Here is a 19,257-nt window from a genome sequence, read left to right on the forward strand (position 1 = left end):
CTCTACCGGCGCCTGCTCTCGTGGTCGAACAGGAGCCGAGGCTGACGAGGTCAGCGTCGGCGGCACATCAGCGCTTGGAGTACTGCGGTGCCTTACGGGCCTTCTTCAGGCCGTACTTCTTGCGCTCGGTGGCACGCGGGTCACGCGTGAGGAAGCCGGCGCGCTTGAGCGCGGGGCGATCCTCGGCGGTGACCTCGATCAGCGCGCGGGCGATGGCCAGGCGCAGGGCGCCGGCCTGACCCGACGGGCCGCCGCCGTGCAGGCGGGCATGCACGTCGAACTGCTCGGTGCGCTCGACCGTGACCAGCGGCGACTTGACGAGCTGCTGGTGCACCTTGTTCGGGAAGTAGTCCTCGATGGTGCGGCCGTTGAGCACGAAGTTGCCGGTGCCGGGCACGAGGCGGACGCGGACGACGGCCTCCTTGCGGCGGCCGACGGTCTGCACCGGGCGGTCGAACACGATCGGCGCGGGAGCCGGAGCGGCCTCCTCGGCCACGTACTCGTCCGCGGCGACCTCGACGTTCTCGGCGTCGGTGTACTCGTCGCTGTAGTTCTCGTTCACGTTCTCGGTCACTGCGCCACCTGCTTGATTTCGAACGGCACCGGCTGCTGCGCGGTGTGCGGGTGGTTCGGGCCCGCGTAGACCTTCAGCTTCTTCGCGATCGCGCGACCGAGCTTGTTCTTCGGGAGCATGCCGGTGACGGCCTTCTCCACCAGACGGTCCGGGTTCTTCTCCAGAACCTCACCGACGGTGCGGGACCGGAGGCCGCCCGGGTAGCCGGAGTGGTTGTACAGGAGCTTGTCCTGCTTCTTGTTGCCGGAGATGGCAACCTTGTCCGCGTTGATGATGACGACGAAGTCGCCACCGTCCACGTGGGGGGCAAAAGTGGGCTTGTGCTTGCCGCGGAGCAGGTTCGCCGCCTGCACCGCGAGGCGGCCGAGCACCACGTCGGTGGCGTCGATGACGTGCCACTGGCGGGTCACGTCGCCGGCCTTCGGTGTGTACGTAGACACAGATCTTCCTCGTCTATCGTTTCGCTGCTGGCCCGCGCGCCGCCGATGATCGCTTCCGGCGGCCAGTTGGGACCCGAGAAGCGACGTTCGCCGCGCACGAGGCAACGACGACGGACGACACGCCAACGGCACACGATACCGGGGAGGTGTGTGCACGGTCAAAACAGCACGACGTCCCGGCGGCCTCTCCACCACCGGGACGTCGCTCGCTACTCGTGTCGCCTCAGGCCTGCCACCTCCGTGCCAGCTCGGATTCGACGCTGCGCATCTCGTCGTTGCCCCGCGCCACGGCGACGGCGATCTGGTCGAGCAGCAGATTCAGCTCGGCGGATGCCCGATCCCACTTCTGCTGGGTGACGTGGTACTCGGACCGGGCCTGCCCGTCCCAGGTCTGCACCAGCGGCTCGACCTGTGACCTGATCCGGTCGAGCGTGTCGTTCATGCCGCGCTGCAGTCCGACGACGCGGGTGTGCAGGTCGTCGATGCCACCGAAGTCCTGCCGGATCACATCGGGTCCACTCATTCGTTCGTTCTCCTCGAGTCGTGAGTCGTGTTGTGCGCACGGGCCGATGCGCGGTTCCGCACCGGCCCGCCCGCAGCGGCGTCAGTAGGTGCCGTGGAGGCTGTCGCCGAGGACGTTCAGCGACTGCGCCTGGGCCTGGACGGTGTCCTCGTACGCCCGGCCGTTGATTCGGATGCCGGCGACGATCGCGGCCAGTGCCTCGTTGAGCTGGAGGGCGCTGCGGTCCCATCGCGACATCACGTCGGTGAACGCGATCCCCGACCGGCCCTGCCATACGTCCGGCGACGACGACACGGTGGTGCGCAGCGCACCGAGCAGTTGCTCGAGTTCTCCGTGGGAGTCCTCGATCTGCCGCGCCGCCGTCTCCATGGTCGCGACGTCGGTCGCCACCCGATTCGAACTGCCCTGCCCTGGTTGCGTCACGCCTGTCTCCTCCGTCGTCCCGCGTCCCGTATCCCTCCGGCCCACCGTGGCCGAAGCCGGTTCGCGCCTACATCCGATTGGACGCAGCGCCTGTCCGCCGGGTTCCCCTGCTCGGCGAACGGGGCGATCCGCTACTCCACCGTCACAGTGTGGACGGCCTGCTCGCATTCGTTCTTGATTCCCGCCCATTCGTCGACGAGGAATTGGCATCCGACCGCCACCTGCATGCCGGACTCGACCACGACGAACCAACGCACGAGCGAGAATTCGTCCGGCGCCTCCACGTAGGCGATCACCGGGCGGTCCGCGAAGGTGGTGTCGGGGTCGAGGTCACGGATCACCGGGGAACGTTCGTCCGCGCGCCGGGCCAGCACCTCCCCCACGCCGGCCAAGTCCATATCTTCACGAAGAAGACTGTGCACCAGCACTATTCGCCGATCCCTCCCGCCGGCGGGGACGAGTTCGACGCGCTCGGCCCCGGCAGGCACAGGGTCGCGGACCCTCCAGTCCCCCGGCAGTTCCAGCCGGACGGGCCCGAGTTCGTGACGAACCGAAGGTGGGCGCGGCATGGGCTGTCTCGTCGCCGAGGACTCATCGGCCGAGTCGCCGGCGACGGGAACCTCCGCGCCCACCGCGGGCAGGTCCGCGCCCTGTCCTGCAGTCCACACCCAGCCGGCCGTCGCGGCCACGACGGCCACGACGGCCACGACGGCCCAACGGATCCGGCGGACGGGCCGGGTCGACCGGGAGGCCGGCACGGTGTGCAGCCACTGTGGGAGCGGCTCCGTGTCCCCCGACGGGACGGCCGGGGGTTCCGGCACCGCGGCCAGCACCTCGGACGCGGCGACCGGTATCACCCGGATGCCGCGGCCGAGCCGCTCGGCGATCCGCTCGCACAGCGGAATTCCGGGCGGCTCGCCCGGAATCCCCGTCACGAGGACGACATCCGGATCGACGGAACCGCACACGTTTCGCATCAGCCGGTCCAGCCGCTCGGCTCCCGCCGGCGAGTCGAGCAGTCCCTCGTCGAGGTCGGGGTCCCGCGCGATGCGGTCGACGTCGCCGCCGTCGGGGGCGCTCAGCACCGCCATTGTCACGCCGGCGCCGTCGACCTCCGCGACCGCGCATCGCTCGCCGTCGCCCACAGGCGCGGCGCGGCGCGCGGCCACCGCGGCGGTCAGGAGGACGGCATTTCGCGCGACCTGCCGGGCGGCCGTGTGCAACTCCTCCCGCCGACGTTCGCCCCACTCGGTGGGATGGACCACCACCACCGTGTCGAGGCCGGCCGGCGCGCCTGCCGTCGCCGCGACGTACCCGAGCAGGGTCGCCAGCGGCGCATCGTCGTCCGTGGGGACACGGCCGGGAGCCGATGCGGGAATCGTCACGGTCCGATCGGACCGCCGCGCGTACACCCGACCCGGGACGACCTGCAGGTGCAGCGCGTGGACGTCGCTCATTGCGGCGGCAGCCACGCCGTCTGCACGAGCGTCTCCCCGTCGCGTTGCACGAGGATGCCCCGTCCGGGCGGCATCGGGCGCGGACGCGCGGTGCCCACGAGCGCTCCCTCCTCTCGATTGCCGCTCATCACGAGGCCGGCCGCCGACAATTCCCGCAGCCGCGCGATGACCGGCTCGAAGAGAGCCCGCCCGGCTCCCCCGGAGCGGCGCGCCAGGACGAGGTGCAGCCCGACGTCCTTGGCCTGGGGCAGATACTCCAGCAGGGGCGTCAGCGGCGACTGGCTCGCCGCGGAGACGAGGTCGTAGTCGTCGACGACGACGAACACCTCGGGTCCCGACCACCAGGAGCGCTCACGCAGTTGCTGCTGGGTGACGTCGGGACCGGGCATCCGCCGCTCGAACACCGCCGCGAGGTCGCGGGCCATCGCCGACAACGTCACCGCGGACGGCGCGTATCCGCCGAGATGCTCACCCTCGACGACGCCGAGCAGGGTGCGCCGATAGTCCCCGACGATGATGCGGGCCTGTGCGCCGGTGTGGGACTCCACGAGGCTGCGGCAGATGCCGCGCAGCACGGTCGTCTTGCCGCAACCCGAGTCACCGAAAACGAGCAGGTGAGGCTGCTCGGAGAAGTCGATCCCCACGGGGGCCAGTTCGGCTTCGTCGATGCCGACGGGCACGAAAAACCGCCGCTCCCCGGGCGCGCCACCGGCAGCCGATCGGTCCGCGAGCGCCGCGAGCACCCCGGCCCGATCGACGCGATCGGGAAGCATGCGCACGGGCGGGGCGGGGCGGCCCGGTGCGGCCGCGGCGACGGCGGCCACCGCGTCGGCCAGTCCCGCCGCGAGGTCGACGACCTCGGAGCTGCCGTCCACACGCGGCAGCGCGGACAGCACGTGCAGTCCGTGGCGGTCGATGCCCCGGCCCGGGCGGCCCTCCGGCACCGCCGCCGCCTTCTTGCGGCCGTACTCGGAATCGGCGGGGTCGCCGAGGCGCAGCTCGAGGCGGGTCCCGAGATGGTCCCGCATCGCCGGCCGCACGTCGCCCCACCGCGGTGCGGTGAGCACCACGTGGATGCCGAAGGACAACCCCTGCGCCGCCAGCACGCCGACCTGCGGCTCCAGCGCCTCGAAATCCTGCCGGATGCTGGGCCAGCCGTCGATCACGAGGAACACGTCGCCGAAGGCATCGACGTCCGCGGCCGGACCGCCGCCCTCCCGGCGGCGGCGCAGTTCGGCCATCGACTCCAGGCCCAGCGCGCCGAAACGACCCTCCCGGCGCCGCAGCAGGGCAGTCAGTTCGGCGATCGTCCGGCGCACCCGGTCGGCGTCGAGCCGGTTGGCGACCGACCCGACGTGCGGAAGGCCCGCGAGCCCGGCGAGGGATCCGCCCCCGAAGTCCAGGCAGTAGAACTGGACCTGCTCGGGAGTGTGCGTCATCGCCATCGACAGGACGAGGCTGCGGAGCACCGTCGACTTGCCGGAGCGCGGCCCTCCGACGACGACCACGTTGCCCGCCGAGCCGGCGAGATCCACCAGCAGCGGATCCCGCCGTTGCTCGAACGGGCGGTCCACGATGCCGATCGGCGTGCGCAGGGTGCTCCGCGGCAGCACGTCGCCGGTGAGCAGAGACCGCGGGACCAGTCGGTCCAGGCTCGGCGCGGCGTCGAGGGGCGGCAGCCAGACCTCGTGCGCGGGGGTGCCGTGACCCCGCACCCGGCCGATCAGGACATCGAGCACGGAGCGGCTCTCCTCCGCCGGGACCGGATCCACGCCGGGCTCGGCCGGCCCGGGACCCGGTTCGAGGTGCGCGAGGGGTACTTCGGCCGTGGTGAACAGCCGCGGCCGGGAGGTCGCCGTGCCCGGCCTGATCACCGACCGGCCCGAGCGGCGGGGCTCGTAGGGACCCGACACGTAGGCGGCCGCGAACCGCACGATCTCCGCCGAGTCGCACTTGAGGTATCCGGTGCCCGGCGACGGCGGCAGATGGTAGGCGTCGGGGACTCCGAGAACGCTTCGGGACTCGTTGGCCGAGAAGGTCTTCAAGCCGATTCGGTAGGAGAGGTGACTGTCGAGTCCGCGCAGCCGGCCCTCGTCGATCCGCTGACTGGCCAGCAGCAGATGCATGTGCAGGGATCGTCCCAGCCGTCCGATCGCGGCGAAGAGTTCCGCGAATTCCGGTTGTTGCGTGAGCAGCTCGGAGAACTCGTCCACGACGACGAACAACGCCGGCAACGGAGCCAGCGCGGCACCGCCGGCCCGGGCGCGCTCGTAGTCGCCCACATTCGCGAAGTTCCCTGCCGCGCGCAGCAGTTCCTGCCTTCGGTTCATCTCGCCCTCGAGGGCGTCCTTCATCCGGTCGACCATGGCCAGTTCGTCGGCGAGGTTGGTGATCACCGCCGCGACGTGCGCGGCCGACTCGAGCCCGAGGAAGGTTGCGCCGCCCTTGAAGTCGACGAGGACGAGATTCAGTGCATCGGGGGGATGCGTCGCGATCAGACCGAGCACCAGGGTCCGCAGCAGTTCGGACTTCCCGGACCCGGTGGCGCCGATACAGAGTCCGTGCGGCCCCATCCCGCCCTCGGCAGCCTCCTTCAGATCCAGTTCGACCGGTGCACCGTCGGTTCCGATTCCGATCGGCACGCGCAGCCGGTCGCGGCCCCGTCGCGGCGACCACGCCCGCTCCGGATCGAACTGTGCGACGTCACCGAGACCGAGCAGGTCTTCCCATGGCGCCGAACGATTCTCCCCGTTGCCGGACTCGGCGACCCGCTGGGCGGCGCGGTACGGTGCCAGGCGCCGCGCCGCCGTCTGCGCCTGCGCGACGCTCGCTCCGTCCGGGACCGCGAAGGTCTCCACGCGTTCGCCGGCGCGCGCACCCAATCGGCCCTCACCGACGACGAGTTCGAGCCCGCGGGTGGCCGACAGCCGGGGCATCGACGCGGACAGGTCCAGGACCGTGACGGAGTCGAGCCCGTCGTCGAGGATCCCCGACCCGGAGCCGGGTACGCCACCGTCGATCACGATCACCAGTTGGGGCACACCGTCGACCGGTGGGGTGTTGCGGACGAACCGGCCGCGGCCCGTCAGGCGGTCGGCGAACGCGGTCTCGAGATCCCGGACCGAGCCGAACACGGTGCGGGCGCTGCCCGCACCGTCGGCGATCTCGGGGTTCTGGGCGTGCGGCAGCCACTTGACCCACTCCCACTCCGGGGCGGTGTCCGGACCGCACACCACGGCGATCCGCAGCACGTCCGTGCTGTGGAAGGTGCACAGTTGCAGCAGCATCGCCCGCACCAGATCACGGGCCGCGGGGCGATCGCCGCCGAGCGACACCGCCGCGAACCCCCGCAACGACACCGCGGTCGGCAGGGCCGGTACGACCGAGTGCGCGCGCACGAACCGGCGCAGCGACACGGCCGCCACCGGTTCGAGGTCCTCGACGGGACCCGTGTCGGGGGCGATCAGCCGGGTTGCGAGGCGCTGGCCGCTGAGCCCGACCCGCACGTGGCAGAAGTCGGCGTCGGCTCCGTCGCGTTCCCACATGCGCACCGTTCCCGCGAGCGTCCACAGCACGGCCGGGTCGGGGTGCGTCCACTCCAGGGCCCTCCGCTGCCGGTCTGCGGTGTCGTGGACCTCCCGCCGGAGCTGATCGAGATACCGCAGGTAGTCCTTGCGGTCCTCGTCGGCCTCGGCCGCTTTCGCCCCGCCTCCGCGGCCGCCGCCGGCGAGCATGCCCACCATCGAGACGATCATCATGAGCGGGAAGACGAGCGACATCGGACTTCGCGCCATCCCCGAACCGAACATCAGCGCCACCATGCCGATCATCGCGGCGACCATCACGACGGGCAGCAGCTTCGCCAGGAGATTTCCCGGCGTCGAACGCGGAATCTCCGGCGGGGCCTGCATTCTCACCTCACCCGCCGGGACGCGTGGCACCTCGCGCCGCGGCCTGCGCACGAACCGCACCGTGCTCACACCCCACCCCCGACCCGCACCGTGCCGGCCGTCCTCACGACGGCCGTCCCCCCACGGTCGACGAAGGGTAACGCACCCCTGCGACATCGGCACGCAGGCGGGCGCGAAGACGGCCTGCGCGAAGCGATGTCGTATCGTCTCCGCGAGGTCCGGGCGACACCGGGCGGGCGAGCCCGGCCCGGACCGCAGCACGGTCGGGGGACGACGGGGGGATGGACGATGACGGCTGCGCACACCGAACCGGGGCGGATCGGCGCGCCCGAACTCTGCCGCGTGACCGTGCTGGCCCAGCACACACAGGTCGACCTCGCGTTACCCGCGGACGTCCCTGTCGCGCTGCTCGTGCCGGGGGTCGTCGATCTCGTCACCGCCCACCGGTCCCACAACGACTTCGACGCCTCCTCCGAGCGGGTCGAGCCCGAGGCGTGGGCGCTGGCCCGTCTCGGATCGTCGCGTCTCGCCGCCGCGTTGAGCCTGCACGAGCACGGCGTCCGGGACGGGGACCTGCTGGTGCTCGAGCACGCGTCGGCACCTGCGCCACCCCCGCTGTTCGACGACGTGACCCACAGCGTCGCGACGGCGGACGAGGCCGGCGCGGGCCGCTGGTCGCCGCGTGCGGCGGCCGCGGTCGCGGCGGTCGTCGCCCTGTCCGCGACGGTCGTCGGGGTGGGGGCCCTGCTGCGACTTGCCTCCCCGGACGGCCGGACGGCCGCCGGTGCCGGCTGCGCCGCGCTCGCCGCCCTGCTCCTGCTCGCCGGGATCCTGCTCGGGCGGGCCCGCGACGACCACCGCACCGCGGCGCTCCTGTGCGCCTGCGCGGTCCCGGCCGCCTTCGCCACCGGAATTCTCGTGGTGCCCGGCTCTTTCGGACCGGCGCACCCCATGCTCGGGGCGGTCCTGTCGGGGGCGGTGGCGACCCTGGTCCTGCTGCTGACCGCCGTCGGAAGGGCGCCCTTCGCCGCGGTCGCCGCCGTCGCCGCGACCGCCGCGGCCGCATTTCTCGTCGCCGCCTCGACCGGGATCTCCGCCTCCGCGGTCGGCGCCGGTGTCGTCGTCACGGCCCTGCTGACGGTGACATTCGCACCCCGCCTCGCCATGAAATTCGCCGACCTGCCGTTGCCGCCGGTGCCCGGTCCCGGGACCGGGACCGGGACCCCCGCGCCGCAGACCGAAGACGGCAGGGACGGACCGGACTCCCCGGACGGCGGGGACCGGTCACTGCCCGATCCCAGCGAGCTGGCGGCGGCCGCCGCGCGGGCACGCGACCACCTCACCGGGCTGATCGGTGCGGGAGCCGTTCTCGTCGTCGCGGGCGCGTGGTGTGCCGCGGCGCCGCTGTCCGGCGGCGGTCTCCGCTTGCCCGGCACCGCCCTCGCCGTCGCCGCGGCGGCGGTGATCATGCTGCGCGGCCGCACCTACACCGATGCGCGCCAGGCGACGTTGCTGGTGGCAGGCGGCGCAACCGTGCCGGTGGGCCTCCTCGGCGCGGCCGCGGTCGGCGGATCCGCGCCGCCCGTCGTCGTGTTCGCCCTCGCCCTTGCCGTCGCGACCGCAGCGCTGGTGTTCGGCGTGGTCGCGCCGCGACGATCGTTCACGCCGGTGCAGCGCCGCGCCGCCGAAGTGGTCGAGTACGCGGTGATCGCGACGATCGTGCCGTTGGCCTGCTGGGTCACCGGGCTCTACGCCGCCGTCCGCGGGTTCTGACGTGGCCCGCGGCGCACGCCTCGTTGTCGTCGCCCTGGTGCTGACGGCCTCGTCCTTCGGAACGGCCCCGTCCGCCGCGGCGGAACCTCCGCCCGTCGATGCCGGGCGCCTGCCCCCGCCCGGGGAACCCGGGCCCGTCGACGACACCGGGCAGCGTTCGCCGTGTACCACGGTCGACGTCGCCGGCGACAGCGCCTCGATCCCGGAACCACAGCGCGTGCTGAACTTTCCGGCCGTGTGGCCGCTGAGTCGCGGGGCGGGGCAGCTCGTGGCGGTGATCGACACCGGGGTGGGCCGCAATGCGCGGCTGCCCGGGTTGGTACCGGGGGGCGACTATGTCTCCTCGGGCGATGGGACGCAGGACTGCGACGCCCATGGGACCCTGGTGGCGGGGCTCGTCGCGGCGCAGCCGGTCCCCGGGTCGGGGTTCGCCGGTGGCGCCCCGGATGCGCGGATCCTCACCGTGCGCCAGTCCAGCCGCCACTTCTCGGCGCGACGGTCGGATCCCGCCGACCACGATGCGCGTACGTCGCCCGGCTACGGCAACGTGCGCACGATGGCGATGGCGGTGCGCCGCGCCGCGGACCTCGGCGCCACCGTCATCAACATCTCCGAGGTCGCCTGCGCGCCGGCCGCGGAGGGCCTCGACGACCCCGAACTCGGGGCGGCGGTGCGGTACGCGACCGAGGTGAAGGACGCCGTCGTCGTGGCCGCAGCCGGCAACGTGGAGGACCGCTGCCAGGGGTCGAACCCGCAGGGGCTCGATCCTCTCCGGCCGGGAGACGATCCGTGGCGCGCGGTCACGACCGTGGCCTCGCCGGCCTGGTACGACGACTACGTACTCACGGTCGGCTCGGTCGAGCCGGACGGGTCACCGTCGAGCTACAGCCTGCCGGGGCCGTGGGTGGACGTCGCCGCGCCCGGCAGCGGGGTGGTTTCCCTGCATCCCACCGCCGATGGCCTCGTCGACGCCTACCGGGGAGCCGAGGGCCCGGTGCCGGTGTCCGGCACGAGCTTCGCCGCGCCGCTGGTGGCCGCGACCGTCGCGCTGGTACGGGCGCGGTTTCCGCACCTCGATGCCCGCGCCGTGGCGATGCGGATCGAGGCCACGGCGCACGCACCGGCGGAGGGCTGGAATCCGCGGGTGGGCCACGGCGTGATCGACCCCGTCGCGGCGGTGACCGCCCCGCCGAGGGAGCGGCGTCCGCAGGAGCCGGCCTCGGTGGCCGTCGCGGCGCCGATACCGCGGACGCCGCCGGATCACCGGCCCAGGGACGTCGCGGTCGTCGTGGCGGCGGTGGTGCTCGCGGTCCTGGGGGTGGCGGCGTCGGCGACCGCGCCGCTGCGGCGCCGTCGTCAGCGGCCGGCGCCGACCGGCGCCGGGTCGTGATCCGGCGCGACACCGTCGTGGGCGACGAGTGCCTCCGCCCGCCCGAGTGCAGGTCCCGGCGCGAACAGTTCGACGATCTGCCACGGCGCGGGCACCGGTTCGGAGAATCCCAGGGCGGTCGCGGCTTCCGCGTCGACGATCCCGTAGCGCACGCCGGTGTCGGCCACGTAGAAGAGGGCGCCGCGCCGCGCGCTGTCCGGCGCGACGGAGGTGGTCTGCACGAACGCCCCCCGGCCGGGCGCGAGGTAGGCGCTGTCGGCCTCGGGCCCGGCGCCGTCCGCCTGGGCCAGAGACACGGGCACCGCGCCGTCGGGCAGCGGCAGCACGGACCCCGCCGACACCTCGACGACGGACCGCGACCGTTCGGCCGCGCCGACCCCCGGGATCCACGTCAGGCAGGCGACGGGACGGTCGCGGGCATCGACGACGGTGGGCACGGTAGCGGGAAAGGTGTCCACCGCGAGACCCCGCACGGTCGGAGCCTCGCGCAGCACGTCCGGCGCGACGGCCGGGATCTCCGCGGCGCCCTGCGAGTCGGTGAAGTGGACGATCTGCGCTGTCGCCTCGGACACCTCCTGCACACCGTCGCGCAGCACGACGTAGAACCTCTTCCCGTCGGGCACCGCGACGCGGACCACCGAACCGACGGTCAGCGATCCGATCGGATAGCCGGGTTCGCCGCCAGCACCGGGGATCCGCGGGGCCTCGAGCCGCGGCACCTCCGGGATCGCGGCGAGCAGGCCCGGCCCGACGGGACGTGCCATGCCGGCATCGATGCCGAGGACGCGGGTGAGCGCCTGGTCCGCCAGATCCACCTCGGCGCGGGAGCCTCGGTAGACCAGATGGTGCCTGCCGTCGGCCGCGACGAGCAGGGCCTCGTCGTCGGCGAGAGGCCGCACGCGCTCGCCGTAGGCCGGCTCTCCCCCGGTGACGGTCGTTGTGACGGAACGACTTCCGTCGGTCGTCACGGTGTCGCACACCGTCCACGGCAGCGGTGCCGCGACGTGTGCCAGCGCGGACGGCGCACCGGGGATACCGACGAGGGGCCCCCGGGGCCGGGTTTCGAATTCGCCGTCGGCGACGACGGCGGGGGCCTCGGGCCGCCCGAGCACCAAACGGGCGGAGGCCAGGTTGAGTACCGGGTGGAAGGCGCCGTCGATCGTGACCAGCATCGCGCCGGAATCGCGTCCCACCACGATCGCCGCGTCACCGATCCTGTCCTGCGGGCGGAGCAGAGCGAGCGCGGCACAGCCGGCGAGGCCGACACAGGCGAGGACGGCGCCCACCGCCAGGGCACGCGACTGCGACCGCATCGGGTCGTGGATCATCCGCACGTCTCGCCGCACCAGTGCATGTTCCATGCGGCGCACCAGAAATCGGTAGCCGTTGACCTGCCAGCGCGTGGTCGGCTGCGCTCCCATCGATCCTCCCCCGTACGACGCCCCCTCCGCCGCAACACAGTACAGTTCCGCCCGGGAACGTCGGGGGGGCCGGGCCGTCGCTCGGGTGGGAACGGGGGAATCGTCGTGCAGGATGGGATCTTCCGGCGGCCGCGGCGCCGCTGCGTGGTGACGGTGGTGCGGGCGCAGTGCGCGGCGGTGATCGGCGCGACGACGGCGGCGGCGACGGGCGCTCCGCTTCCCGCTGCGGTGACCGTGGCGGTACTGGCCGCGCTGGCGGTGGCGGTGCCTGTCCACGGACTCGACGCCGTCGAATGGGGGCGGCTGTGGTGGCGGTTCCGGCGCCGTTCGCTGCGGTCCGGCCCGGTGATCGTCGACGTCGCGGCGGGCGACGATCGACCGGTCGGGGTGTGCTGGGACGGCACCGCCGTCGTGGCGGTGGTCGAGCTGGTACCGACGGCCGGCGAGCTCACCCGGCTGACACGAGATCGGGCCGAACCGCTGCGCCGGCTTCCGCTGGCCGCGATCGCCGCGTGCCTCGCCACGCACGACGTCGGCCTCGACGGAATCGACGTCATCGTGCACGGCAGCCGGGTGTGCGACGAGACCGCCGCCGGTGCGGCGTACGAGCGCCTGATCGGGCCGCTGCCCGCCGCCGCGACGTGCACCGTGTGGCTCGCGCTGCGGTTCGACTCCGTCGCCTGCCCGGCCGCAGTGGCCCGCCGTGGCGGCGGCTCGGAGGGCGCGGCGCGCGCGGTGACCGCCGCGGCGCGGCGCGTCGTGCGCGCGTTGGCGGAGCAGCACCACACCGCGAGGATCCTCGGCGCGGGAGAGATCGCCGGGGCGGTGGAGTCCGTCGCCGGGTGCGCGGATCCGGCGTTGCTCGAGGAGGATCGGGGCGCAGTACGGCTTCCCGGCGGCTACAGTCGCGCCGCGGTGGTGGAGCCGGGGCACCTCGACCGGGCGATCATGACCCGGGTCTGGTCCGAGTCACTGTCGTCGGCGACGATCGCGGTTCGGCTGCGCCCCGGCGCCGAGCCGGGAGCCGTGCGGGTGGGAGCGTCGGTGCGCGGCACGAGCCGCACGCCCGAGCCGAGGATCCGGATGCCGGGCACCCGACGGCTGTGGAGCCGCGAACTGGACGGGTTGCTGGCGTCGATCCCGACGGCCGCGGTGGGGCTCGAGGATCTGATCCCGCTGCGCACCAGGCACCTCGCCGACGTCGACGCCCTGGCGCTGCCGGTGACGGGATGCGGGCAGCTGCTCGGCGCGGACGAGTCCGGTGCGGCCGTGTCCGTCCGCCTGACCGGCCGGGGGGTGCGCACCGTGTATGTCGCCGGGGAGCTGTATCTGGCGCAGCAAGTGGTGTTCCGGGCGGTGGCGACGGGCGCCCGCGTGGTGATCCACACCGATCGCGCCCGGGCCTGGCGTCCCCTGCTGGCCGCGGCGGGTCCGGACCGGTTGCGGTTGGCCGGCGACGATCGGGGCTTCGACACGATCGTGTACGACGGCGTGCGGCCGGCGACGGTCCCGGCCGGGACGACCGCGATCCACGTGCACGCACATCCGGATCGGTGGCCGCGCGAGCGCCCGGACGTGTCGATCCTGCAGCCCGGAGCGGCCGGCGATCGGGTGGTGCTGGCGGCGGGTGGCCGACGGCTGTCGCTGTCGTTGGTGAGCATCGACGCCGAGGCCGCGTACATCGGCCGTCCACGTGCCGCGCAGCCGGCGCCCGCGCTGAGCCGGGTCCCTCAGCCGGGGTAGGGCTGGGCGGCCCGCCCGGCGCGCACGGTCCGCGCCCACCAGGCGAGCTGGTTCAACATGCGCTGCGCGGCGTCGATCGCGGCGCCGTCGGTGGTGGTGCCGTCGGCGGCGAAGGCGTGCTTGACGCGGTGGAAGCTGACCGATTCGCGGACCGGGACCATGTGCACCTCGACGACGACCTGCCGGAGTTGCTCGACGGCGCGCAACCCGCCGGAGAGCCCGCCGTAGGAGACGAATCCGATCGGCTTGGTGCGCCATTCGCGTTTGACGGTGTCGATGGCGGTCTTGAGGGCGGCCGGGTACCCGTGGTTGTACTCGGAGGTGACGACGGCGAATGCGTCGGCCGCCTCGATCCGCCGGGTGAACGCCTCGGCCTCAGGGCCGCCGGAGAGATCCTGCGGCAGCGGGGTGTCGGCGAGGTCGAGCACGCCGACGTCGAACTCGGGGCGCTGCCGTGCGGTGGCGGCGAACCAGTCGGCGACGACGGGGGCGATCCGTCCGGCGCGCACGCTGGCGACGACGATCTCGAGACGAATCGGGGCTTCGGCGTCCATGGGCCGATGGTAGGCGGCTCAGGCGGTGAGGCCGTGGGTCAGGAGGGCGGCGAGTTCGCGGTAGGCCTGGGCGTCCGGCAGGCCGGTGGCCTCGGCGACGTGGCGCTGCTGGATGCGGACCATGACAGCCGCGACGACGTCGGCGACGAACGCGGCGTGCACGTCGCGCAGTTCGCCGGCGGCGACGCCGTCGGCGATGAGGTCGCGGACGCGTTCGGCGGCGAGGCGGGTGTTGCGTTCGTAGACCTCGCGGGCGGTGGGGGCGGCGGCCATGTCCTCCATGAACTGCGCGGAGGCGGGTTCGAGTTGCCGGCCGACGGCTTCGAGGTAGGCGCGGATGCGGTCGGCGGCGCCGGTGTGGCCGTCGAGTTCGGCCTCGACGCGTTCGGTGGCGCCACGGAAGAAGTGCACGGTGGCCGCGCGGACAAGGCGGTCCTTGCTCTCGGCGAGGGTGTAGAGCGTCGACTTCGAGCAGTGCAGGCGGGCGGCGATGTCGTCGAGGGTGAAGTGGGCGAAGCCCGCGGCGAGGAACAGGGCGACGAGCTGGTCGAACAGCTGCGCCTGACGTGCCGTGCCGCGTCGGATCCCCGCTCTTGTCATACTTCATACAGTACTGCAGTATCGTTCTCAGTACTATTTCCGATCGAGGAGTCTGCCGTGCCTGTCGAGCGCCTGCTGCCCACCCCCGAGGCCTACGACCTCATCGAACTGACCCGCGACGTCGCGGACAAGGTTCTCGCCCCGCGGGTCGTCGAACACGAGCGCACCGAGACGTTCCCCGAGGGGGTCTTCCCGGCCCTCGGCGCGGCGGGGTTGCTGAGCCTGCCGTACCCGGAGGAATTCGGCGGCGGCAACCAGCCGTACGAGGTGTACCTGCAGGTGCTCGAGGAGCTCGGCGCCCGCTGGGCGGCGGTTGCCGTCGCGGTGAGCGTGCACGGGCTGTCGTGCTTCGCGCTGGCCACCCACGGCACCGACGAGCAGAAGAACAAGTGGCTGCCGGACATGCTCGGCGGCGACACGATCGGCGCCTACAGCCTCTCCGAGCCGCAGGCCGGGTCCGATGCCGCGGCCCTGGCCTGCCGCGCGACGGCCGTGGACGGCGGCTACCGGATCTCCGGATCGAAGGCGTGGATCACCAACGGCGGCAAGGCGGACTTCTACACGCTGTTCGCCCGGACCTCCGACGCCGGCTCGAAGGGCATCTCCTGCTTCCTCGTGCCGGCCGGAACCGAGGGCCTGAGCTTCGGTAAGCCCGAGGAGAAGATGGGTCTGCACGCCATCCCGACCACCACCGCCCACTACGACGACGCGTTCGTACCCGGCGAGCGCCGCATCGGCGCCGAGGGCCAGGGCCTGCCGATCGCGTTCAGCGCGCTCGACTCGGGCCGGCTCGGCATCGCGGCCGTCGCGGTGGGTCTCGCGCAGGCCGCGCTCGACGAGGCCACCGCATACGCCAAGGAGCGCAAGGCGTTCGGCAAGAAGATCATCGACCACCAGGGACTCGGGTTCGTCCTCGCCGACATGGCCGCCGCGGTGGACTCGGCCCGCGCGACGTACATCGACGCCGCGCGCCGCAAGGATGCCGGCCTGCCCTACTCGCGGCAGGCGTCGGTCGCCAAGCTCGTCGCGACCGATGCGGCGATGAAGGTGACCACCGACGCCGTGCAGGTGCTCGGCGGCTACGGCTACACCCGCGACTTCCCCGTCGAACGTTTCATGCGGGACGCGAAGATCACCCAGATCTTCGAGGGCACGAACCAGATCCAGCGGCTGGTCATCGCGCGGCACCTGGCCGGCTGACGGTGTGAACTCCCGGCAGCCCCGGGGCGCGCACTCCCGGTGGCGTCGGGGCGCGCGGCCGTCCTCCCCGGCGGCTCGCGCACCCCGACACCGCCCGGATAACTCCTGCCGTGGAATCTGAAACATCCTCCTGTCAGATTTCGCGAACCACCTGCTACCGTGCGCCGGTGGACAGACGCCGTAGGCGGGGCCGCAGAGCCGCGGACCGGATGGAGTGGGCGGCCGACGCCGCCGACACGGTGGCGACACTCGCCGAGCTCGGCGTCCTGTTCCTGCGGCTCCTGTCGCTGCCGTTCCGCGCGGTGGCGGCCCTGCTCCGGATGATCGCGGACTGACCTCCGACCCCTCGCCGTTCCCCTCGGTATCCTGCGTCACATTTTCTGGGCAAAGCGGACAGCCTGTACTTAGATCTTGTTGGACGTACGTCCAGGATTTGTACATCGACATCGGAGGTAATTCCCATGCTGCTCGGCTCGCTCGGCTCCCTGATCGACCACGTGCTCTCCTTCCTCAGCTGGCTGATCTGAGAGACGCCTCGACGCGTAGCGAAGGGGGCGAGGTCATCCGACCTCGCCCCCTTGCTGTTTCCGTCACGCGTGCCGGGCCGCGCTACGCGCCGATCGCCTCCGCGAGGATCGGCCAGGACTCGTGCAGCGCGTCCTGCCAGTAACCCCACGAGTGCGTGCCCTGCGCGCCCGTGCTGAAGGTCGCCTCGATCCCGAGTTCGTCGAAGGTCCGCCGCAGCCGCTCGGTGCACTGGGCCGTGGCCGCCTCGATGGATCCGAGGACGACCAGGTCGACCGGATCCACCTGCCCGCCCCACGCCGCCTCGTGCGGGCCGGGCAGACCGCCGCCGGACGAGATGTACAGCGTCGTGCCGCGCAACTTCTCCGCGTTCAGCGCCGCATCGTTGGCGATCCACCCCGGTCCGCCGATCGGCCCCCACATGTTCTCGACGTCGCCGCCGCCGAGGGTGACGACGGCCTCCACGTAGCTGCGCCCCGGGTCGCTGCTCGTCTGTGCACACCCGCTGTAGGACGCCACCGCCTCGTACAGCCCCGGCGACTGCTGGGCGAGGGCCAGCACCGAGCTGCCCGACATCGACATCCCCGCGACGGCGTTGCGGCCGTCGGCGCCCAGCACCGCGTCGACGACCGGCGGCAACTCCGACGTCAGGAACGTCGCCCACCGGTGCCGGCCGAGCTTCGGGTCGTCGCGGATCCAGTCCGTGTAGTACGCGAAGGCGCCGCCCACGGGAGTGACGACGTTGACGTTCTTGCCGTCGAAGAACTCGCGGACGTCCGTCTGGTCCCGCCAGTTGGCGGCGTCCTCACCCCCACCGGCGCCGTTGAGCAGGTAGAACGTCGGTCGCGCCGCGGAGGTGTCCGCGGGCCGGATCACCTCGACCGGGATCACCCGGTCCATGGACGGCGAGTACACGTGCAGCACCCAGTCGCGCGCGGTCCGCTCCTCCACGTGATCGACGTAGGCACCGGCCGGGTCCGCATCCGCAGCCGGCTGGGCGAGCGCCGGTGCCGTCAGCAGCGACGTCGCGGCGAGCAGTGCCACCGCCACCGTCGCACCCCGTCGCCGGATCGCGGGCAAGTCGAGCAATGGGTGCCTCCCTCTCACACGCCGATCCCCCGGCCGGGCCGGCCGGGGGACGTGCTCGTCGGAACATATCACCGGCCGGCCCGGCCGCAGGTCAGCAGCAGCCGGGGCTGATGGGCCCGCGCATCTCGCGGGTGGCCGCGTTGCGCGCCGCGAGGTCGTCGTCGGCGGGATAGTCGACGCCGACGAGACTGAGCCCGTGCGCCGGGGCCACGGCCACCGCCGCGGCACGCTCCCGTTCGTCGAGCAGTGCGGTCATCCATTCGACACTGCGCCGCCCCTCCCCCACGGCCAGCGCCGCGCCGACGAGGCTGCGCACCATCGACCAGCAGAACGCGTCCGCGCTCACGTGCGCGGTGAGGATCACGCCGACGTCCGGACCGGCGCCCGCCGCGCGACCGCCGGACACCGTCCAGTCGAAGCGCTGCAGTTCGCGGACCGTCGTCGCCCCGTCGCGCCGCTTGCAGAAGGCCGCGAAGTCGTGCAGGCCCAGCAGCGAGGTCGACGCCGCGCGCATCGCGTCCACGTCCACCGGCTTGGGCCAGGCGACGGTGTCGCGGGCCCGCAGGGGGTCCGCCCCGTACACGGCGGTGGTGAGCCGGTACTCGTAGTGCCGGCGGATCGCCGAGAAGCGGGCGTCGAAGTGCGGCGGGGCGACGGAGATGCCGGTGATGCGGACGTCGCGGGGCAGGAACCGGGCGAGACGGCGCACCAGGCGGACGAGGTCGTCCGGAATCGCGGCGGTGGGGACGTCGACGTGCGCGACCTGACCGGAGGCGTGCACCCCGGCGTCGGTGCGGCCGGCGACGGTGAGCTGCACCGGCGCGCGCACGATCGCACCGAGCTTCTCCTCGATCTCCCCGCACACCGTCCGCCGTCCGGGCTGACGCGCCCAGCCGGAGAAGTCGGTGCCGTCGTAGGCGATGTCGAGCCGCAGCCGGGTGGTGTCCACGGCGACGGCGGAAGGGTTCTCGAAAGCAACGGGCCCGCCGCCCCCGTGGGGGGCGACGGGCTCGTTCGCTTCAGCGGATGCCGAAACCAAGTGGACTAGTCCTTCTTGGCCTCGTCGGCGTCCTTGGCGTCGGCCGCGGTGGCGTTCTCGTCCTCGATCGCGTCGACGACGGCGTCCGCGTTCTCGACCTGCGCGTCGGTGGCGTCGGCCTCGACGGCCTCGACCACATTCTCCTCGGCCGGGGCCTCGGTGGCCGGCGCGCTCTGCGAGGCGGCGACGCGCCGGGCGCGGTCGGCCTCGGACGTGACCGTCTTCTCCTTGACGAGCTCGATGATCGCCATGGGAGCGTTGTCACCCTTGCGCGGCATCGTCTTGACGATGCGGGTGTAGCCGCCGTTGCGGTCCTCGTAGAACGGGCCGATCTCCGCGAACAGCGTGTGGACGACGTCCTTGTTGCGGATGACCTTCAGCACCTCACGACGGTTGGCCAGCGTGCCGGCCTTCGCGTGCGTGACGAGCTTCTCGGCGTAGGGCCGCAGGGCCTTGGCCTTGGCCTCGGTGGTGGTGATGCGGCCGTGCTCGAAGAGCGCGGTGGCCAGGTTGGCCATCAGCGCCTTCTGGTGCGAGGCCGACCCGCCGAAGCGGGCACCCTTCTTGGGCTTGGGCATGATGAATCTCCTAGTAA

The 19,257-nt window shown here is 72.7% G+C and carries 17 protein-coding genes; 5 read left to right on the forward strand and 12 right to left on the reverse strand.

Features of this window, described 5'->3' with window-relative positions:
• Nucleotides 1–67: 67 nt before the first annotated feature.
• The 6 genes from rpsI to eccCa all read right to left on the reverse strand — a co-directional run bounded on the left by rpsI (nucleotide 68) and on the right by eccCa (nucleotide 7,397).
• Nucleotides 68–574, reverse strand: coding sequence for a 30S ribosomal protein S9 (rpsI, locus tag HFP48_RS18565; RefSeq protein ID WP_006934923.1), 507 nt, complete (start codon nucleotides 572–574; stop codon nucleotides 68–70).
• Nucleotides 571–1,014 carry a 50S ribosomal protein L13 gene (gene rplM, locus HFP48_RS18570; protein ID WP_006934922.1) on the reverse strand — a complete coding sequence of 148 codons (444 nt, stop codon included), beginning with the start codon at nucleotides 1,012–1,014 and terminating at the stop codon, nucleotides 571–573. The genes rpsI and rplM overlap by 4 nt, the downstream gene beginning before the upstream one ends.
• A gap of 223 nt (nucleotides 1,015–1,237) precedes the next feature.
• The gene (locus tag HFP48_RS18575; protein ID WP_006934921.1) at nucleotides 1,238–1,537 is read right to left on the reverse strand and encodes a WXG100 family type VII secretion target; all 300 of its coding nucleotides are present in this window, start codon (nucleotides 1,535–1,537) and stop codon (nucleotides 1,238–1,240) included.
• An 81-nt stretch (nucleotides 1,538–1,618) separates the two neighbouring features.
• The gene (locus HFP48_RS18580) at nucleotides 1,619–1,960 is read right to left on the reverse strand and encodes a WXG100 family type VII secretion target (RefSeq protein ID WP_246872434.1); all 342 of its coding nucleotides are present in this window, start codon (nucleotides 1,958–1,960) and stop codon (nucleotides 1,619–1,621) included.
• A 131-nt stretch (nucleotides 1,961–2,091) separates the two neighbouring features.
• On the reverse strand, nucleotides 2,092–3,432 hold the full coding sequence (locus HFP48_RS18585; protein WP_231385919.1) for a type VII secretion-associated protein: 1,341 nt from the start codon (nucleotides 3,430–3,432) through the stop codon (nucleotides 2,092–2,094).
• Entirely contained in the window at nucleotides 3,414–7,397 is a 3,984-nt protein-coding gene (eccCa, locus tag HFP48_RS18590) for a type VII secretion protein EccCa (protein WP_168579854.1), read from the reverse strand. The genes HFP48_RS18585 and eccCa overlap by 19 nt, the downstream gene beginning before the upstream one ends.
• A 219-nt stretch (nucleotides 7,398–7,616) precedes the next feature.
• Here eccCa and eccD point away from each other — a divergent pair, with 219 nt between their 5' ends.
• The gene (gene eccD, locus HFP48_RS18595) at nucleotides 7,617–9,101 is read left to right on the forward strand and encodes a type VII secretion integral membrane protein EccD (RefSeq protein WP_168579855.1); all 1,485 of its coding nucleotides are present in this window, start codon (nucleotides 7,617–7,619) and stop codon (nucleotides 9,099–9,101) included.
• A 1-nt stretch (nucleotide 9,102) separates the two neighbouring features.
• On the forward strand, nucleotides 9,103–10,491 hold the full coding sequence (gene mycP, locus HFP48_RS18600) for a type VII secretion-associated serine protease mycosin (RefSeq protein ID WP_029544892.1): 1,389 nt from the start codon (nucleotides 9,103–9,105) through the stop codon (nucleotides 10,489–10,491).
• Here the strand turns inward: mycP and eccB are convergent.
• Nucleotides 10,458–11,912 (reverse strand): type VII secretion protein EccB, encoded by a 1,455-nt coding sequence (eccB, locus tag HFP48_RS18605; protein ID WP_168579856.1) that lies wholly within the window; start codon nucleotides 11,910–11,912, stop codon nucleotides 10,458–10,460. The two genes, mycP and eccB, sit on opposite strands and share 34 nt — an antisense overlap.
• 105 nt (nucleotides 11,913–12,017) lie before the next feature.
• Here eccB and eccE point away from each other — a divergent pair, with 105 nt between their 5' ends.
• Nucleotides 12,018–13,655: a type VII secretion protein EccE gene (eccE, locus tag HFP48_RS18610; protein ID WP_006947202.1), complete on the forward strand. Its 1,638-nt coding sequence runs from the start codon at nucleotides 12,018–12,020 to the stop codon at nucleotides 13,653–13,655.
• Here eccE and HFP48_RS18615 read toward each other — a convergent pair.
• Nucleotides 13,643–14,209: an NAD(P)H-dependent oxidoreductase gene (locus tag HFP48_RS18615; protein WP_029544898.1), complete on the reverse strand. Its 567-nt coding sequence runs from the start codon at nucleotides 14,207–14,209 to the stop codon at nucleotides 13,643–13,645. The two genes, eccE and HFP48_RS18615, sit on opposite strands and share 13 nt — an antisense overlap.
• 18 nt (nucleotides 14,210–14,227) lie before the next feature.
• The gene (locus tag HFP48_RS18620) at nucleotides 14,228–14,809 is read right to left on the reverse strand and encodes a TetR/AcrR family transcriptional regulator (protein ID WP_006947198.1); all 582 of its coding nucleotides are present in this window, start codon (nucleotides 14,807–14,809) and stop codon (nucleotides 14,228–14,230) included.
• A gap of 57 nt (nucleotides 14,810–14,866) precedes the next feature.
• Here HFP48_RS18620 and HFP48_RS18625 point away from each other — a divergent pair, with 57 nt between their 5' ends.
• Entirely contained in the window at nucleotides 14,867–16,009 is a 1,143-nt protein-coding gene (locus HFP48_RS18625; protein WP_006947196.1) for an acyl-CoA dehydrogenase family protein, read from the forward strand.
• A 167-nt stretch (nucleotides 16,010–16,176) separates the two neighbouring features.
• Nucleotides 16,177–16,344 (forward strand): hypothetical protein, encoded by a 168-nt coding sequence (locus HFP48_RS18630; protein WP_155948273.1) that lies wholly within the window; start codon nucleotides 16,177–16,179, stop codon nucleotides 16,342–16,344.
• Between the two features lie 274 nt (nucleotides 16,345–16,618).
• Here HFP48_RS18630 and HFP48_RS18635 read toward each other — a convergent pair whose 3' ends face one another.
• The 3 genes from HFP48_RS18635 to rplQ form a co-directional block, all read right to left on the reverse strand.
• On the reverse strand, nucleotides 16,619–17,623 hold the full coding sequence (locus HFP48_RS18635) for an alpha/beta hydrolase family protein (RefSeq protein WP_168579857.1): 1,005 nt from the start codon (nucleotides 17,621–17,623) through the stop codon (nucleotides 16,619–16,621).
• Between the two features lie 91 nt (nucleotides 17,624–17,714).
• Nucleotides 17,715–18,662, reverse strand: a complete 948-nt coding sequence (truA, locus tag HFP48_RS18640) for a tRNA pseudouridine(38-40) synthase TruA (RefSeq protein ID WP_168579858.1) — start codon at nucleotides 18,660–18,662, stop codon at nucleotides 17,715–17,717.
• Nucleotides 18,663–18,667: 5 nt separating this feature from the next.
• Nucleotides 18,668–19,240, reverse strand: a complete 573-nt coding sequence (rplQ, locus tag HFP48_RS18645; RefSeq protein ID WP_029544902.1) for a 50S ribosomal protein L17 — start codon at nucleotides 19,238–19,240, stop codon at nucleotides 18,668–18,670.
• Between the last annotated feature and the right edge of the window lie 17 nt (nucleotides 19,241–19,257).

Origin of the sequence: Rhodococcus sp. DMU1, assembly GCF_012272955.1 — a bacterium.
Taxonomy (GTDB): domain Bacteria; phylum Actinomycetota; class Actinomycetes; order Mycobacteriales; family Mycobacteriaceae; genus Rhodococcus; species Rhodococcus aetherivorans.

Bases quoted from the DNA above. Each gene is read 5' to 3' on its own strand.
- rplQ (WP_029544902.1), bottom strand. From the start codon at position 19,240: ATGCCCAAGCCCAAGAAGGGTGCCCGCTTCGGCGGGTCGGCCTCGCAC.
- HFP48_RS18615 (WP_029544898.1), bottom strand. From the start codon at position 14,209: ATGGACGCCGAAGCCCCGATTCGTCTCGAGATCGTCGTCGCCAGCGTG.
- HFP48_RS18575 (WP_006934921.1), bottom strand. From the start codon at position 1,537: ATGAGTGGACCCGATGTGATCCGGCAGGACTTCGGTGGCATCGACGAC.
- eccD (WP_168579855.1), top strand. From the start codon at position 7,617: ATGACGGCTGCGCACACCGAACCGGGGCGGATCGGCGCGCCCGAACTC.
- eccB (WP_168579856.1), bottom strand. From the start codon at position 11,912: ATGGGAGCGCAGCCGACCACGCGCTGGCAGGTCAACGGCTACCGATTT.
- HFP48_RS18620 (WP_006947198.1), bottom strand. From the start codon at position 14,809: ATGACAAGAGCGGGGATCCGACGCGGCACGGCACGTCAGGCGCAGCTG.